Here is a 16,958-nt window from a genome sequence, read left to right as displayed (position 1 = left end):
TTATTCGTGAGAAGGATGGAAAATTAGATTTTTTTCTCAATTGGGGCCACACTGGCTAAAAGTTTTTTCAAACCTACTTCTGGGAAATTGATTTTTAATTCCTGCGTAGCACCGCTACCTGAAACTTCCAGAACGGTTCCCTCTCCCCATTTCTTGTGGAGAGCAATGTCACCAATGGACCAATTTGACTCACTAGACGCTGATTTTGTGCCAGCTGTAAATTGACCAAATGGAAGACCACTTGACTGGATAGATTTTGGGGCAGCACTGCGTTTACGGTCTTGAAGAGCCTGGGAAAGACTCATACCTTGACCGAAGGTAAGACCACCACTGCTATATGATGCCTTAAAGCTTGTATTGGCTGGACGCGCCAATCCTTGATACTCAAGTAAGTCTGAACTGATTTCGTTAATAAAACGAGTCGGACGGTTGTAGTTGGTACGACCAAAAAGCAGGCGCGAGTTGGCATTGGTCAGATAGAGAATTTTCTCTGCACGCGTAATTCCTACATAGGCTAGACGGCGCTCTTCTTCTAATTCATCTTGATCTTCAGCTGCACGGCTAAGCGGAAAGACATTTTCTTCCATCCCAATCAAAAATACAACTGGAAACTCGAGACCTTTGGCAGCATGCAGGGTCATTAGGGTCACTTCTGATGTCTCCTGACTACCTGAATCTGTGTCCGCAATCAAGGCTAAATCATTTAAGAAACGACTCAGTTTGTCCAGACCAGTTTCTTCTTCTGGCCCATCAGAGATGTCATCAAAGTTTTTCGTCACAGAAAGGAACTCTTCAATATTTTCAACCCTAGCCTTGCTTTCTAAAGTCGCTTGAGCATTTAGAATATCAACGTAACCTGTTTTTTCTAGGACGGCCTCAACCAACTCTGTAATATTTAATTGATCCAGCTGCTCTCGTAAATCTAGAATCATATTGGCAAAATCCCAGATAGACTGGGCTGCTTTACCCTTGATACCAGATAACATGATATTGGCTGAAGCATCTAGCATGGACATGTCTTGCATATTCGCAAAGTCACGGATTTTCTCAACTGTACCTGGCCCAATTCCACGTTTAGGCTCGTTGATAATACGCTCAAAACTGATATTGTCACTCAAATTGGCAATAAGATTGAGGTAAGCGATAATATCTCGGATTTCCTTACGGCTGTAGAACTTGGTTCCGCCAACCATGGTATAAGGGATATTTGACTTGAGCAGAGCTTCCTCAATAGTACGGGACTGCGCATTAGTACGATAAAGAACTGCAAAATCCTTGTGAAGGAAGTTTTGACTGCGACCAAGTTCATCGATAGTTCTGGCTACAAATACAGCCTCATCTAGTTCATCATTGGCACGATAGTAAACGATTTGTTCCCCATCAGCATTTTGAGTCCAGAGATTCTTAGGACGGCGATTTTTATTGTTTTTAATGACCTCGTTGGCCGCTTGGAGAATGGTTTTAGTGGAGCGGTAATTCTCCTCCAACAAAACAACCTTGGCTTGGGGATAATCCTTTTCGAAGTCCAAGATATTCTGCATATCAGCACCTCGCCAACCGTAGATAGACTGGTCCGCATCCCCAACCACACAGATATTTTTAAAGCGAGACGCTAAGAGTTTGACTAGTTGGTACTGGGCATGGTTGGTATCTTGGTACTCATCAACGTGGATGTATTGGAACTTCTGTTGATAGTAAGTCAAAACATCAGGATTTTGATCAAAGAGACGCAGGGTCAGCATAATCAAATCATCAAAGTCAACCGACTCAGACTGACGCAATTCTTTTTGGTAAGCAGTATAACACTGGGCCACGATTTGCGTATACATATCGCCAGCTTGGGCAGCATAGGCAACATCATCAATCAAATCATTCTTAGCATTGGAAATAGTTCCCAAGATGCTCCGCTCATTCCATTTTTTGGGATCTAAATTCAACTGTTTGAGAATGCGTTTCATGAGCGTTCGCTGTTCACCAGGATCCACAATAGTAAAATTACGGTTATAGCCAATATGGTCTGCATCCCGACGCAAAATACGAACACACATGGAGTGGAAGGTCGCAATCAGACAGTCCTGAGTGGCTGGATTGAGACTATAAGCACGCTCTTTCATCTCACGCGCAGCCTTATTAGTAAAGGTAATGGCCAAGATGTTCCACGGATTGACCAGCTTTTCATCAATCAGATAAGCAATGCGGTGGGTCAAAACTCGGGTCTTTCCAGAACCAGCCCCCGCCATGATCAACAAGGGACCTTCTGTCGTTTGCACCGCCTCAGCCTGACGGTCATTCATTCCATTTAATAATGCGTTCATCTTCTCTTCCTTACTCTTGAAGTCAATGTTTCTATTATATCAGAATTCAGGGAAAATATCTTTACCTAGACAGATTACGTGTAGAAGATAACTCCTTATATCTAGATAAAAAATGAGCTTGGATAGTATTTCCAAACTCATTTTTTACTCAATGAAAATCGAAGTGCAAACTAGGAAGCTAGCCGCAGGCTGTACTTGAGTACGGCAAGGTGAAGCTGACGTGGTTTGAAGAGATTTTCGAAGAGTATAAAGTCAATTTCAATATACTAGAACAAACCTAATACTGTTCCATCACTTTCAACATCCATGTTGAGAGCTGCTGGACGTTTTGGTAGGCCTGGCATGGTCATGACATCGCCAGTTAAGGCAACGATAAAGCCTGCACCTAATTTTGGTACCAATTCACGAATAGTAATTTCAAAGTTTTCAGGTGCTCCAAGTGCATTTGGATTATCTGAGAAACTGTATTGAGTTTTAGCCATACAGATTGGCAATTTGTCCCAACCGTTTTGAACGATTTGAGCGATTTGTGTTTGAGCTTTCTTCTCAAAGTTCACTTTGCTACCACGGTAGATTTCAGTGACAATCTTTTCAATCTTTTCTTGGACAGAAAGGTCATTGTCATACAAACGTTTATAGTTAGCTGGGGTTTCAGCGATGGTTTTGACAACTGTTTCGGCAAGTGCTACTCCACCTTCTGCACCATCAGCCCAGACACTAGCCAATTCAACTGGTACATCGATTGAGTCACAAAGTTCTTTCAAGGCTACAATTTCAGCTTCTGTATCAGATACAAATTCGTTAATGGCCACAACTGCTGGAATACCGAACTTACGGATATTTTCAACGTGGCGTTTCAAGTTAGCAAAACCGGCACGCACTGCTTCTACATTTTCTTCTGTCAAAGCGTCTTTAGCCACACCGCCATTCATCTTAAGAGCACGAAGGGTTGCAACAATAACTACTGCATCTGGAGATGTTGGCAAGTTTGGTGTCTTAATATCAAGGAATTTCTCGGCACCAAGGTCTGCACCAAAACCAGCTTCAGTAACTGTGTAATCAGCCAAGTGAAGGGCTGTTGTAGTTGCCAAGACAGAGTTACATCCGTGAGCAATATTGGCAAATGGACCACCGTGCACAAAGGCAGGTGTTCCGTAAATTGTCTGAACCAGGTTCGGCTTAATCGCATCCTTCAAAATCAAAGCTAAGGCACCTTCAACCTGCAAATCACCTACAGAAACTGGTGTACGGTCGTAACGATAACCAATAACAATATTAGCCAAACGGCGTTTCAAGTCCTCGATGTCTGTTGCCAAGCAAAGAATCGCCATAATTTCGGAAGCGACGGTAATGTCAAAGCCATCCTCACGAGGAATACCGTTTAGAGGACCACCAAGTCCAACGGTTACATGACGAAGAGCACGGTCGTTCAAGTCCACTACACGTTTCCAGAGAATACGTCGTTGGTCAATTCCCAACTCATTCCCTTGGTGCAAGTGGTTGTCAATCAAGGCAGAAAGAGCATTGTTGGCAGTTGTAATGGCATGCATGTCTCCAGTGAAGTGGAGATTAATGTCTTCCATTGGCAGCACTTGAGCATAACCACCACCAGCTGCACCACCCTTAATCCCCATTACTGGACCAAGAGATGGTTCGCGAATAGCAATCATGGTTTTCTTGCCAATCTTATTCAAGGCATCCGCAAGACCAATGGTAATGGTTGATTTTCCTTCACCTGCAGGTGTTGGGTTGATGGCAGTAACCAGAATCAATTTTCCAACTGGATTGCTCTCAACTGCACGAATTTTATCAAAGCTGAGCTTAGCCTTGTACTTTCCGTACCACTCCAAATCGTCGTAAGAAATACCAAGTTTCTCTACAACATCAACGATTGGCTTCAACTCAATACTCTGTGCAATTTCAATATCTGTTTTCATTCAAAACTCCTCTAACCTCTTATATGATAATTCATTATAACACAAAACAAGATTTTTAACATCCGAAAACTCTCTAAACGTTCGTAAATATCCCTGTTTTTAAGATTTTTAGAGTCCTTTCTTAAATTTTATATGGCTTTATAGTTTGAAACTATATTCTTTCCTTTTACCAAATTTTTATTGCTTTCATTTTACTTACCGTTTATTTTTGTGTACAATAGTGCTATGAAAATTTTAGTTACATCGGGCGGTACCAGTGAAGCTATCGATAGCGTCCGTTCTATCACTAACCATTCTACAGGACGCTTGGGGAAAATCATCACAGAAACCTTGCTTGCTGCAGGGCATGAAGTTTGTTTGATAACAACAAAACGAGCTCTGAAGCCAGAAGCCCATCCCAACCTAAGCATTCGAGAAATTAACAATACCAAGGACCTTCTCCTTGAAATGCAAGAACGTGTCAAGGACTATCAGGTCTTGATTCACTCAATGGCTGTGTCCGATTACACTCCTGTTTATATGACAGGTCTAGAGGAAGTTCAGTCTAGCTCCAATTTGGAAGAATTTTTAAGCAAGCAAAATCATCAGGCTAAGATTTCTTCGACTGATAAGGTTCAGGTTTTATTCCTGAAAAAAACACCCAAAATCATCTCTCTAGTCAAGGAATGGAATCCTACTATTCATCTGATTGGTTTCAAACTGCTGGTTGATGTCTCTGAGGATTATCTCATCGTGATTGCCAGAAAAAGTCTTATCAAGAACCAAGCAGACTTGATTATCGCAAATGACCTGACTCAAATTTCAGCAAACCAGCATCGTGCAATCTTTGTTGAGAAAGATTATCTTCAAACGGTTAACACTAAAGAAGAAATTGCAAAACTCCTCCTTGAAAAGATTCAAGCCTATCATTCATAGAAAGGAAAGCTATGGCACATATTCTCTTGGCTGTAACAGGATCAATCGCCTCTTACAAGTCGGCAGATTTAGTCAGTTCTCTCAAAAAACAAGATCATCAAGTCACTGTCTTGATGACTCAGGCTGCCACAGAGTTTATCCAACCTTTGACACTACAGGTACTCTCACAGAATCCTGTTCACTTGGATGTCATGAAGGAATCCTATCCAGATCAAGTCAATCATATTGAACTTGGAAAAGAAACTGATCTATTCATCGTGGCCCCTGCAACAGCTAACACTATTGCAAAACTAGCCCACGGCTTTGCGGACAACATGGTGACCAGTACGGCTCTAGCCTTGCCCAGTCATATTCCTAAACTAATAGCTCCTGCTATGAATACAAAAATGTATGACCATCCGGCAACTCAGGCTAATCTGAAAACATTAGAAAGCTACGGCTATCAGCTGATTGCTCCTAAAGAATCCCTACTAGCTTGCGGAGACCATGGACGAGGAGCTTTAGCTGACCTCACAATTATTTTAGAAAGAATAAAGGAAACTATCGATGAAAAAACGCTCTAATATTGCACCTATTGCTATCTTTTTTGCAACCATGCTCGTGATACACTTTCTGAGCTCACTTATCTTTAACCTTTTTCCATTCCCAATCAAACCGACCATCGTTCATATTCCTGTCATTATTGCCAGCATTATTTACGGTCCACGCGTTGGGGTTACACTTGGATTTTTGATGGGGCTACTTAGCTTGACCGTTAACACGATTACGATTCTACCAACAAGCTACCTCTTCTCACCATTCGTCCCAAACGGAAACATCTACTCAGCTATCATAGCTATCGTCCCACGTATTTTGATTGGTTTGACTCCGTATCTAGTTTATAAACTGATGAAAAATAAAACTGGTCTTATTTTAGCTGGTGCCCTTGGTTCACTTACCAACACAGTCTTTGTACTTGGTGGAATTTTCTACCTTTTTGGAAATGTTTTTGATGGTAATATCCAAAAACTCCTAGCAACTGTTATCTCTACAAATTCGATTGCTGAATTAGTCATTTCCGCAGTTCTAACCCTAGCCATTGTTCCAAGACTACAAACTTTGAAGAAATAAAAACATTCTCCGCTTTCAAACCTGAAGGTGGAGATTTTGCTCTATACAGTTTCTTTTTAGTGAAATCTTTACTAACTTTTAACTAAAAAACGACCTATAAACCTAAGTAAATCCTTGCTTTATTGTCTTGTTTATTGTACTATACTAGTGTATATACAGACAAAAAGGAGATTCTTATGAATACACGGAAAAAGACACAATTTATGACAATGACTGCCCTCTTAACGGCTATTGCGATTTTGATTCCAATTGTTATGCCTTTTAAGATTGTCATTCCACCTGCTTCTTACACTTTGGGAAGCCACATCGCTATTTTTATTGCCATGTTCTTGTCGCCCTTGATGGCTGTTTTTGTCATCCTAGCCTCTAGTTTTGGATTTTTGATGGCTGGCTATCCCATGGTTATCGTTTTTCGAGCTTTTTCCCATATCTTTTTTGGGACTTTGGGAGCTCTTTACCTACAAAAATTCCCCGATACCCTAGATAAACCAAAATCTTCTTGGATTTTTAACTTTGTTTTAGCACTTATCCATGCCCTTGCTGAAGTATTGGCCTGTGTCGTTTTTTATGCAACTTCTGGTACCAATGTAGAAAATATGTTTTATGTTCTATTTGTACTAGTTGGATTTGGCACAATTATCCATAGTATGGTAGACTATACATTAGCACTAGCTGTCTATAAAGTGCTTCGAAAACGCCGCTAAAAGGAAGAACTATGACAAAAAATCGCAAACAAGCCCTGCTTCAACTCTTGAAAGAAGCTCCTAAAGCCCTCAATGGCCAAAGTTTGGCTGAACATTTTCATGTTACACGCCAAGTCATTGTACAGGACATTGCAATTTTAAGAGCCGATGGCGCTCCTATCCTATCCACCAATCGTGGCTACGTCTATAAGCAAGTTGATGTCAATCCATACGTCCACAAACTTTTCAAAGTGAAACATGAAGTTGAAGAAATCGGTCAAGAACTCCTTGCTATCGTCGATAATGGAGGACGTGTCCAGAATACCTTGATTGACCATCCCGTTTATGGAGAAATTGAAACCTTGCTGAAACTGTCTTGTCGTAGAGATGTGCAGCATTTTCTAGAACAAGTCGAGCATTCTGACTTTAGACCTCTGTCTGAATTGACAGATGGTATCCATTACCACCTAGTCGAAGCTGAAACACAACAAGACCTCCACTATATCGAGGAGGCCTTGGATCAGCTAGGTTATTTAGTAAAGGACTAGAAAATTTTCTTTTCCCAATCGTCTTCTGTACGGCGAGGGTAGAAAAATTCAGATTTGTCAGGAGCTTCCATCATCTCCATCAAGGGTAACATATCATAGGCCAGATCCAAGTTTGGAATCTGGTCTTTTTGCACCCAAGAAACTTCTCCTTCATCTGAAGAGCGAAGGCTACCAGAGAACTCAGTCGCCTTATAACAAACGACAATATAGCGCCCACCTGTATCCAGAGGCCAATTTTTAATACCGACAAGTTGAGGATTTTGGATAGTCAACCCTGTTTCTTCATATATTTCACGAATGACAGACTCTGCGAAAGCTTCGCCATTTTCTACATGACCTCCAGGAAAGGCATAACCAGACCAGCGATTGGTTTCAGGAGAGCGATACTGCATAACCACGCGCTGAGTTTCGAGGTCTTCAATCAGACAAATGTTTGTTAAAATCGTTAATTGGGAACGGGACATAAATTTACTCGCTTTCTAATTTATTAAATTTTTAGACTTGGTACCAAAGATTCTAGCTTCTACTTTTTAAAATTATTTAGAATAAAATACCATTCGTTTTTCCTTTATAGGTTTTCCAAGTTCAAGTATTTTTTCTTGACCATCAAAAGTAAAACCCATTTTTTGATAGAAAGCAATGGCTCGCTTATTATCTTTCAATACCCATAAGAAAATTTCAGAAAAATGATCAAGAGCAGTCAAAGCTGCTTTCACTAACTTTTGTGCGATTCCTTTTCCATAATAGTCTTTTAAAACATATAAAGCAATAATTTCACCAGCTTGAATAGTCTCATCACGAAAGTTGCCATAACTTATAAAACCAACTACCTTCATACCATCCATCGCAATCAATGTATTTTCTGGATACTTTTGACTAAAGAATCGACATCTTTCTAATGTCATTGTCTCCTGAAATTCTGCAGGCAAAAGGTCGTCATAAGCTTCTCTCCACGTTTGCCAGTGAACATGGGATTTACCTTCTATCTCTTCAGGAGTTTCCATTGATTTGACAATAATCGTCATTTATTTTCTTTTCCTTAATCTAACATCCTGACTTCCTTTGCTACTTTTTGTAGAAATTTTTGTCTTGTTGAACTTGTATTTACTTCACGGCCTAACTCTCCCAAGATTGAAACCCTCTTTGTTTTTATGCCACAGTGATTCAATACAGCATTCTTTAATACTGATATTCCATAACTGTCTGGAATGTTAATCGGACCTGAAAATACTTTATACCACCAAGTTGGTGCCATGGAGGTTGCATAGATACTAGCTGTTTTTCCTTTTAGTAACTTTTTGAACTGTTTACCTCTCAAGTAGTTCAAAATAAAGCTTCCTCGATTATTTGCGGAGTATGCAATGCCTGGCGTAAAAACACGATCAATCCAACCTTTCAATAGACTAGGCATACTACTCCACCAAATAGGATAAACAAAAATTAAATGATCTGCCCACTGGATTAATTCTTGAGAGCGTAGAATGAACAGATCGTCCTCCATCCTTTGTCGATAACCATAACGTAAAACAGGATCAAACTCTTCCTCATTAAGATTAATCACTTCAAGTTCATGTCTCTTTGAGTCTATACTTTCTACAATCGTTTGAAAAATTGCTTGGCAGTAACTTTCTTTATCAGGATGTCCATTGATAACTAAAATATTCATAAAATTCCCCTAATCCAAGGCCTTGACTTCCAACATCATATCACGTATCTGAGCTGCTAGTTCAAAGTCAAGCACTTCGACGGCTTCTTGCATTTGTTTTTCCAGTTTCTTGACGAGTTCTTTGCGCTCTTGTTTGTTGAGGCTATTGATATCGACTTCCTTGTCTTCTTCCTTAGCAACCGCCTTGGTTACGGCAATAAGGTCTCGGATTTCTTTCTTAATGGTTTGTGGAACGATACCATGTTCTTCATTATAGGCCATCTGGATTTTCCGACGGCGAGCCGTTTCATCAATGGCACGTTGCATTGACTGGGTAACCGTGTCCGCATACATGATGACATGGCCTTCGCTGTTACGGGCGGCACGTCCAATGGTCTGGATGAGTCCACGTTCGTTACGAAGGAAACCTTCCTTGTCAGCATCGAGAATAGCTACGAGACTCACTTCAGGAACGTCAATCCCTTCACGGAGCAGGTTGATTCCGACCAAGACATCAAAGACACCCAAGCGCAGGTCACGGATAATCTCTGTCCTCTCCAAGGTCTTAATATCCGAGTGCATGTACTTGACCTTGATGCCCATTTCCTTGAAGTAGTCGGTTAAGTCCTCTGCCATTTTCTTGGTCAAGGTGGTAATAAAGGTTCGTTCATTCTTTTCAACACGGGCATTGATTTCACCTAAGAGGTCATCAATCTGTCCCATAGTTGGACGGACTTCCACCTCAGGATCCAAGAGTCCCGTTGGACGAATGATTTGCTCAATTACTGTCTCAGTCTGTTCATTTTCATAGTCACCAGGTGTCGCTGAAACGTAAACAATTTGATGTACATGACTTTCAAACTCCTCACGACGGAGAGGTCGATTGTCCAAAGCAGACGGCAAACGGAAACCATAATTAACCAGCATTTCCTTACGAGAGCGATCTCCATTGTACATGCCCTTAATTTGCCCCATTGTCATGTGGCTCTCGTCAATCATGATCAAGAAATCATCTGGGAAGAAGTCGAGAAGCGTATAAGGAGGCTCTCCTTCGCTACGTCCATCCATGTGACGTGAATAGTTCTCAACCCCGTTGGTATAGCCCATCTCACGCAGCATTTCGATATCATACTCTGTCCGTTGTTTCAAGCGCTGGGCTTCAAGCAATTTACCTTCCTTCTCAAAGACAGCTAACTGCTCTTCTAATTCTGCTTGAATCTTGGCAATGGCAACTTCCATATGGTCGTCATTGGTCACAAAGTGAGTAGCTGGGAAAATCGCCAAATGATCCACTTCTCCCAAGACCTGACCAGTCAGGGCCTCAACCTCACGAATACGGTCAATTTCGTCTCCAAAAAACTCTACTCGAAAGGCGTGTTCATCACGGGAAGCTGGGAAAATCTCTACCACATCCCCACGAACGCGAAATCTTCCCCGTTGGAAATCAATATCATTACGTTCAAACTGGATATCAACTAAGTCATTCAAGAGTTTATCACGAGAAATTTCAAGACCTGGACGGAGACTAACGACACTATCAGCGTATTCCTTGGGCGAACCCAAACCATAGATACAAGAGACTGAAGCCACGACAATAACATCATTGCGCTCCAAAAGGGCTGAAGTCGCTGAGTGTCGGAGTTTATCAATCTCGTCATTGACAGAGCTATCCTTTTCAATATATGTATCGCTAGAAGGTACATAGGCTTCTGGCTGGTAATAGTCATAGTAGGATACGAAGTACTCTACAGCATTTTCAGGGAAAAATTCCTTAAACTCCCCATAGAGCTGTCCTGCTAGAGTTTTATTATGGGCGATGACCAGAGTTGGTTTATTGACTTTGGAAATGACCTGACTCATGGTATAGGTCTTCCCTGTTCCGGTCGCCCCCATCAGAATCTGAGCTTTTTCTCCACCCTCGATATTATCAACCAACTGCTCGATAGCTTGTGGTTGATCTCCTGATGGTTGATATTTTGATACTAGTTTAAATTGATTATCTGTAATACGATTGATCATAAGAATCCTCTCTCGATGTGCTATTCCTATTTTAGCATACTTGTAGCATTTTCACGAAGAAAAGGACGGACCGAAGTCACATCCTTTCATTTTCTTTCTTTAATTGATAAGCGAGATAGACAATCAGCAGAAACAAAATAATACTGGACATGATGGAACCCTCAATACCAAAAGACCCACCAGATAGCCAGTCTTGATTGCCTTGTGGTAAAAAGGTCATCAAAGACGTTCCGGACGGCTGACCGCTAACTAAAATCCCAAATAAATTTCCCTGAGCAAAATTCCAGGCGCCATGAATACCTGCTACACCCCAAACTGTATCTGTTTTGAGGAGGTAAAGTGACATGGCAACTCCGAATAAAAAGAGATTCACTAGAGATAGAGGGGTGAGACCAGAATTTCCCGCATGAAGCAGGGTAAAGAACAAGCTAGATATAAGAACAGCAAGTTTTAGATTGGTTCTTGAGGCCAATTGAGGAAGGAGCCAAGCACGAGCCACCACTTCTTCTGTTGTCCCCTGTAAAATCCAAAATGGAATGGTAAAAATGACAAAGACAAGCGAATAAGGATTCAAGTGAATGGACTCAAAACGATATAGCCCTAATGCTACTAAACCTAATAAGGTCAGAAGAAAAAGTGCCAGGCCTAGGCCAAATCCTTTCAGAAGATTGCTGAGGAATTTTTCTCTATAAAATCCCAAAGTTCGAATAGGCCTTTTCTCAACTTTTCTAGTCCATCTGAACACAGTGTTGAGAACGAAACCAAAGGCCAGCAATTCTAAAATTAAATGAAAGTCACTTGTTTTATCCATCAAGTTTTGCTCCAAAGTCTGCAAGTAGGTTGCAAGATTTTGACCAGCCTCTCCAAAATTTCTAGCAAGTCCGATGAGAGCTAACAAACTAATACCATACAGAGTATAAGCCACAAACTCTCCTATGAAGACAAAAGCAAAGGCTAACAAGGGGCTTGTGTAAAGGTTTAACCGCATTTTGGAAGCTTGGAAGTCTTTAAATATTCTTTTGTTCTTCATATCCCTGTCCTCTTTTCTTCTATATATACTATTATTATAGCACTTTATAGTAACAATTCAAGAAAGAAAAGGAAAAAACAATGTTATATTTTCTGACACAGAAATATAAAAATTTGCCTTTTTTTACTTTTTCTGATATAATGGGAAAATATTCGGAAAAGGAGACTAAAAATGAAGAAAAAATTTCTAGCATTTTTGCTAATTTTATTCCCAATTTTCTCATTAGGTATTGCGAAAGCTGAGACGATTAAGATTGTGTCTGATACCGCCTATGCACCTTTTGAGTTTAAAGATTCAGATCAAACTTATAAAGGAATTGATGTTGACATTATTAACAAAGTCGCTGAGATTAAAGGATGGAACATTCAGATGTCCTATCCTGGATTTGACGCAGCGGTCAATGCGGTTCAATCTGGTCAAGCTGACGCTATCATGGCTGGAATGACAAAAACTGCAGAACGTGAAAAAGTTTTCACCATGTCTGATACTTACTATGATACAAAAGTTGTCATTGCAACTACAAAGTCACACAAGATTAGTCAGTATGACCAATTAAAAGGTAAAACTGTTGGTGTTAAAAACGGAACAGCCGCTCAACGTTTCCTTGAAAGTATCAAGGATAAATACGGCTTTACTATTAAAACATTTGACACTGGTGATTTGATGAACAACAGCTTGAGTGCTGGTGCCATTGATGCCATGATGGATGACAAGCCTGTTATCGAATATGCCATCAACCAAGGTCAAGACCTCCATATTGAAATGGATGGTGAAGCTGTAGGAAGTTTTGCTTTCGGTGTTAAAAAAGGAAGTAAATACGAGCACCTGGTTACTGAATTTAACCAAGCCTTGGCTGAAATGAAAAAAGATGGTAGTCTTGATAAAATCATCAAGAAATGGACTGAATCATCATCTTCAGCAGTACCAACTACAACTACTCTAGCAGGATTAAAAGCTATTCCTGTTAAGGCTAAATACATCATTGCCAGCGATTCTTCTTTTGCACCTTTTGTTTTCCAAAATTCAAGCAACCAATACACTGGTATTGATATGGACTTGATTAAGGCAATCGCTAAAGACCAAGGTTTTGAAATTGAAATCATCAACCCTGGTTTCGATGCCGCTATTAACGCTGTCCAAGCTGGTCAAGCAGATGGTATCATTGCTGGTATGTCTGTCACAGATGCTCGTAAGGCAACTTTTGACTTCTCAGAATCCTACTACACTGCTAATACTATCCTTGGTGTCAAAGAATCAAGCAATATTGCTTCTTATGAAGATTTAAAAGGAAAGACAGTCGGTGTTAAAAACGGAACTGCTTCTCAAACCTTCCTAACAGAAAATCAAAGCAAATACGGTTATCAAATTAAAACCTTCGCTGATGGTTCATCAATGTATGACAGTTTAAACACTGGTGCCATTGACGCCGTTATGGATGATGAACCTGTTCTCAAATATTCTATCAGCCAAGGTCAAAAATTGAAAACTCCAATCGCTGGAACTCCAATCGGTGAAACAGCCTTTGCCGTTAAAAAAGGAGCAAATCCAGAATTGATTCAAATGTTCAACAACGGACTTGCTAACCTTAAAGCAAACGGTGAATTCCAAAAGATTCTTGATAAATACCTAGCTAGCGAATCTTCATCTACTTCAACAAGCACTGTTGATGAGACAACTATCTGGGGCTTGCTTCAAAACAACTATAAACAACTCCTTAGCGGGCTTGGTATCACTCTTGCTCTAGCTCTTATCTCATTTGCTATTGCCATTGTTATCGGAATTATCTTCGGTATGTTTAGCGTTAGCCCATACAAATCTCTTCGCGTCATCTCTGAGATTTTCGTTGACGTCATTCGTGGTATTCCATTGATGATTCTTGCAGCTTTCATCTTCTGGGGAATTCCAAACTTCATCGAGTCTATTACAGGTCAACAAAGTCCAATTAACGACTTTGTAGCTGGTACTATTGCCCTATCGCTCAATGCAGCTGCTTATATCGCTGAGATCGTTCGTGGTGGTATTCAGGCCGTTCCAGTTGGACAAATGGAAGCCAGCCGAAGCTTGGGTATCTCTTATGGAAAAACCATGCATAAGATTATCTTGCCACAAGCAACTAAATTGATGTTGCCAAACTTTGTTAACCAATTCGTTATCGCTCTTAAAGATACAACTATCGTATCTGCTATCGGTTTGGTTGAACTCTTCCAAACTGGTAAGATTATCATTGCCCGTAACTACCAAAGTTTCAAGATGTATGCAATCCTTGCTATCTTCTATCTTGTAATTATCACACTTTTGACTAAACTAGCGAAACGCTTAGAAAAGAGGATTCGTTAATGGCAAAATTAAAAATTGATGTAAATGATTTACACAAAAGCTACGGAAAAAATGAGGTTTTAAAAGGAATTACGACTAAGTTCTATGAAGGAGATGTAGTTTGTATCATCGGTCCTTCAGGTTCTGGTAAATCGACCTTCCTTCGTAGCCTTAATCTTTTAGAAGAAGTTACTAGCGGTCACATCACTGTGAACGGTTATGACTTAACTGAAAAAACAACCAACGTTGACCACGTCCGTGAAAATATCGGAATGGTTTTCCAACACTTCAACCTCTTCCCACATATGTCTGTTTTGGACAACATCACTTTTGCTCCTATTGAGCACAAGTTGATGACTAAGGAAGAAGCTGAGAAATTGGGAATGGAGTTGCTTGAAAAGGTTGGACTAGCAGATAAAGCTAATGCCAATCCAGATAGCCTATCAGGTGGGCAAAAACAACGTGTAGCCATCGCTCGTGGACTAGCAATGAATCCAGACATCATGCTCTTTGATGAACCAACTTCAGCCCTTGACCCTGAGATGGTCGGAGACGTACTAAACGTTATGAAAGACTTGGCTAAACAAGGCATGACCATGATTATTGTAACCCATGAGATGGGATTTGCTCGTCAGGTTGCCGACCGCGTTATCTTTACTGCAGATGGTGAATTCCTTGAAGACGGAACACCTGACCAAATCTTTGATAACCCACAGCACCCACGTCTGAAAGATTTCTTGGACAAGGTCTTAAACGTCTAAACTCAAACTGTAAGGATTTCCTTGCAGTTTTTTTCTATCTCGTATTGGATTTTTTGATTTTTAGGAAAATTATGTTAGAATTAAGTTTATGAAATGAGGTTTCCTCATACCTAGCAAGACTAGGAATAAAAATAGAAATTAGGTAGCTAGATGTCATCTAAGGTTATTGTTACAATTTTCGGTGCGAGTGGAGACCTGGCTAAACGCAAGCTCTACCCTTCCCTATTTAGACTATATAAATCCGGCAATCTTTCCGAGCACTTTGCTGTCATTGGAACTGCCCGTCGTCCTTGGAGCAAGGAATATTTTGAATCTGTAGTAGTTGAATCTATCCTTGATTTGGCAGATAGTACCGAACAGGCTCAGGAGTTTGCTAGCCACTTCTATTATCAAAGTCATGATGTCAATGATACAGAACACTACATTGCTCTACGTCAATTGCAGGCTGAACTAAATAACAAGTACCAAGCTGAACACAACAAGCTCTTCTTCTTGTCTATGGCACCTCAGTTCTTTGGAACTATTGCTAAACACCTTAAGTCTGAAAACATTGTGGATGGTAAAGGTTTTGAGCGCTTAATCGTTGAGAAACCATTTGGTACAGATTACGCAACTGCAAGCAAGTTGAATGACGAGCTCCTAGCGACATTTGACGAAGAACAAATTTTCCGTATTGACCATTATCTTGGTAAGGAAATGATCCAAAGTATCTTTGCAGTTCGCTTTGCAAACTTGATTTTTGAAAACGTTTGGAACAAGGACTTTATCGACAATGTTCAAATTACCTTTGCAGAGCGCTTGGGTGTAGAAGAACGTGGTGGCTACTATGACCAATCTGGTGCCCTCCGCGATATGGTACAGAACCATACTTTGCAACTTCTATCCCTACTTGCTATGGATAAGCCAGCAAACTTCACAAAAGACGAGATCCGTGCTGAAAAGATTAAGGTCTTTAAAAACCTCTATCATCCAACTGATGAAGAACTTAAAGAACACTTTATCCGTGGTCAATACCGTTCAGGTAAGATTGATGGCATGAAATACATCTCTTATCGTAGCGAGCCAAATGTGAATCCAGAATCAACAACTGAAACCTTCGCATCTGGTGCCTTCTTTGTAGACAGCGATCGCTTCCGTGGTGTTCCTTTCTTCTTCCGTACTGGTAAACGTCTGACTGAAAAAGGAACTCATGTCAACATCGTCTTTAAACAAATGGATTCTATCTTTGGAGAACCACTTGCTCCGAACATTTTGACCATCTATATCCAGCCAACAGAAGGCTTCTCTCTTAGCCTAAATGGGAAGCAAGTAGGAGAAGAATTCAACTTGGCTCCTAACTCACTTGATTACCGTACAGATGCGACCGCAACTGGTGCTTCTCCAGAACCATACGAGAAATTGATTTATGATGTCTTAAATAACAACTCAACTAACTTTAGCCACTGGGATGAAGTTGGTGCGTCATGGAAATTGATTGACCGTATCGAAGAACTCTGGGCTGAAAATGGTGCCCCACTTCATGACTATAAAGCTGGAAGCATGGGACCTCAAGCAAGCTTTGACTTACTTGAAAAATTCGGTGCCAAATGGACTTGGCAACCAGATATCACCTATCGTCAAGATGGTCGTTTAGAATAAAAAATTTCCTGCAAGTTTGTGTCTTGCAGGATTTTTGTTTC

15 protein-coding genes are annotated in these 16,958 nt (G+C 40.6%); 8 read left to right on the top strand and 7 right to left on the bottom strand.

Features of this window, described 5'->3' with window-relative positions; all coding sequences use genetic code 11:
- Positions 1–23: 23 nt before the first annotated feature.
- On the bottom strand, positions 24–2,315 hold the full coding sequence (gene pcrA / locus RYK12_RS02015; protein ID WP_314846644.1) for a DNA helicase PcrA: 2,292 nt from the start codon (positions 2,313–2,315) through the stop codon (positions 24–26).
- A gap of 266 nt (positions 2,316–2,581) precedes the next feature.
- Positions 2,582–4,252 (bottom strand): formate--tetrahydrofolate ligase, encoded by a 1,671-nt coding sequence (locus RYK12_RS02010; RefSeq protein ID WP_261034159.1) that lies wholly within the window; start codon positions 4,250–4,252, stop codon positions 2,582–2,584.
- A 225-nt stretch (positions 4,253–4,477) separates the two neighbouring features.
- Between RYK12_RS02010 and coaB the strand changes: the two genes are divergently transcribed.
- The 5 genes from coaB to RYK12_RS01985 all read left to right on the top strand — a co-directional run bounded on the left by coaB (position 4,478) and on the right by RYK12_RS01985 (position 7,508).
- On the top strand, positions 4,478–5,167 hold the full coding sequence (coaB, locus tag RYK12_RS02005) for a phosphopantothenate--cysteine ligase (protein ID WP_314846643.1): 690 nt from the start codon (positions 4,478–4,480) through the stop codon (positions 5,165–5,167).
- Between the two features lie 11 nt (positions 5,168–5,178).
- Positions 5,179–5,730 (top strand): phosphopantothenoylcysteine decarboxylase, encoded by a 552-nt coding sequence (gene coaC / locus RYK12_RS02000; RefSeq protein ID WP_261020526.1) that lies wholly within the window; start codon positions 5,179–5,181, stop codon positions 5,728–5,730.
- Positions 5,714–6,277 (top strand): ECF transporter S component, encoded by a 564-nt coding sequence (locus RYK12_RS01995; RefSeq protein WP_000747412.1) that lies wholly within the window; start codon positions 5,714–5,716, stop codon positions 6,275–6,277. Before coaC ends, RYK12_RS01995 begins: the two co-directional genes overlap by 17 nt.
- A gap of 176 nt (positions 6,278–6,453) precedes the next feature.
- A complete protein-coding gene (locus RYK12_RS01990) occupies positions 6,454–6,981 on the top strand; it encodes an ECF transporter S component (RefSeq protein ID WP_001097396.1) in 528 nt (175 codons plus the stop codon).
- 11 nt (positions 6,982–6,992) lie between these two features.
- Complete coding sequence (locus RYK12_RS01985; protein ID WP_000164966.1) at positions 6,993–7,508, top strand: transcription repressor NadR; 516 nt, start codon at positions 6,993–6,995, stop codon at positions 7,506–7,508.
- On the opposite strand, the gene RYK12_RS01980 is transcribed toward RYK12_RS01985, so the two are convergent.
- The 5 genes from RYK12_RS01980 to RYK12_RS01960 all read right to left on the bottom strand — a co-directional run bounded on the left by RYK12_RS01980 (position 7,505) and on the right by RYK12_RS01960 (position 12,202).
- Positions 7,505–7,972 (bottom strand): 8-oxo-dGTP diphosphatase, encoded by a 468-nt coding sequence (locus tag RYK12_RS01980; RefSeq protein ID WP_125393311.1) that lies wholly within the window; start codon positions 7,970–7,972, stop codon positions 7,505–7,507. The genes RYK12_RS01985 and RYK12_RS01980 overlap by 4 nt on opposite strands.
- A gap of 72 nt (positions 7,973–8,044) precedes the next feature.
- A complete protein-coding gene (locus tag RYK12_RS01975) occupies positions 8,045–8,533 on the bottom strand; it encodes a GNAT family N-acetyltransferase (RefSeq protein WP_314846641.1) in 489 nt (162 codons plus the stop codon).
- A gap of 14 nt (positions 8,534–8,547) precedes the next feature.
- Positions 8,548–9,174 (bottom strand): NAD(P)H-dependent oxidoreductase, encoded by a 627-nt coding sequence (locus RYK12_RS01970; RefSeq protein ID WP_060628203.1) that lies wholly within the window; start codon positions 9,172–9,174, stop codon positions 8,548–8,550.
- A 9-nt stretch (positions 9,175–9,183) separates the two neighbouring features.
- On the bottom strand, positions 9,184–11,172 hold the full coding sequence (uvrB, locus tag RYK12_RS01965) for an excinuclease ABC subunit UvrB (protein WP_049544180.1): 1,989 nt from the start codon (positions 11,170–11,172) through the stop codon (positions 9,184–9,186).
- Positions 11,173–11,248: 76 nt separating this feature from the next.
- Complete coding sequence (locus RYK12_RS01960; protein WP_314846638.1) at positions 11,249–12,202, bottom strand: CPBP family intramembrane glutamic endopeptidase; 954 nt, start codon at positions 12,200–12,202, stop codon at positions 11,249–11,251.
- Between the two features lie 171 nt (positions 12,203–12,373).
- Between RYK12_RS01960 and RYK12_RS01955 the strand changes: the two genes are divergently transcribed.
- The 3 genes from RYK12_RS01955 (at position 12,374) to zwf (ending at position 16,917) form a co-directional block, all read left to right on the top strand.
- Positions 12,374–14,539, top strand: coding sequence for an ABC transporter substrate-binding protein/permease (locus RYK12_RS01955; protein WP_314846637.1), 2,166 nt, complete (start codon positions 12,374–12,376; stop codon positions 14,537–14,539).
- Positions 14,539–15,279: an amino acid ABC transporter ATP-binding protein gene (locus tag RYK12_RS01950; RefSeq protein WP_125393318.1), complete on the top strand. Its 741-nt coding sequence runs from the start codon at positions 14,539–14,541 to the stop codon at positions 15,277–15,279. The genes RYK12_RS01955 and RYK12_RS01950 overlap by 1 nt, the downstream gene beginning before the upstream one ends.
- Positions 15,280–15,429: 150 nt before the next feature.
- Entirely contained in the window at positions 15,430–16,917 is a 1,488-nt protein-coding gene (zwf, locus tag RYK12_RS01945) for a glucose-6-phosphate dehydrogenase (protein ID WP_314846636.1), read from the top strand.
- The last annotated feature ends 41 nt before the right edge of the window (positions 16,918–16,958 follow it).

This window comes from uncultured Streptococcus sp. (genome assembly GCF_963518475.1).
Lineage (GTDB): Bacteria > Bacillota > Bacilli > Lactobacillales > Streptococcaceae > Streptococcus.
Note: the sequence above shows the minus strand (reverse complement) of the source record. Positions and strands in the feature narration are given on the sequence as shown.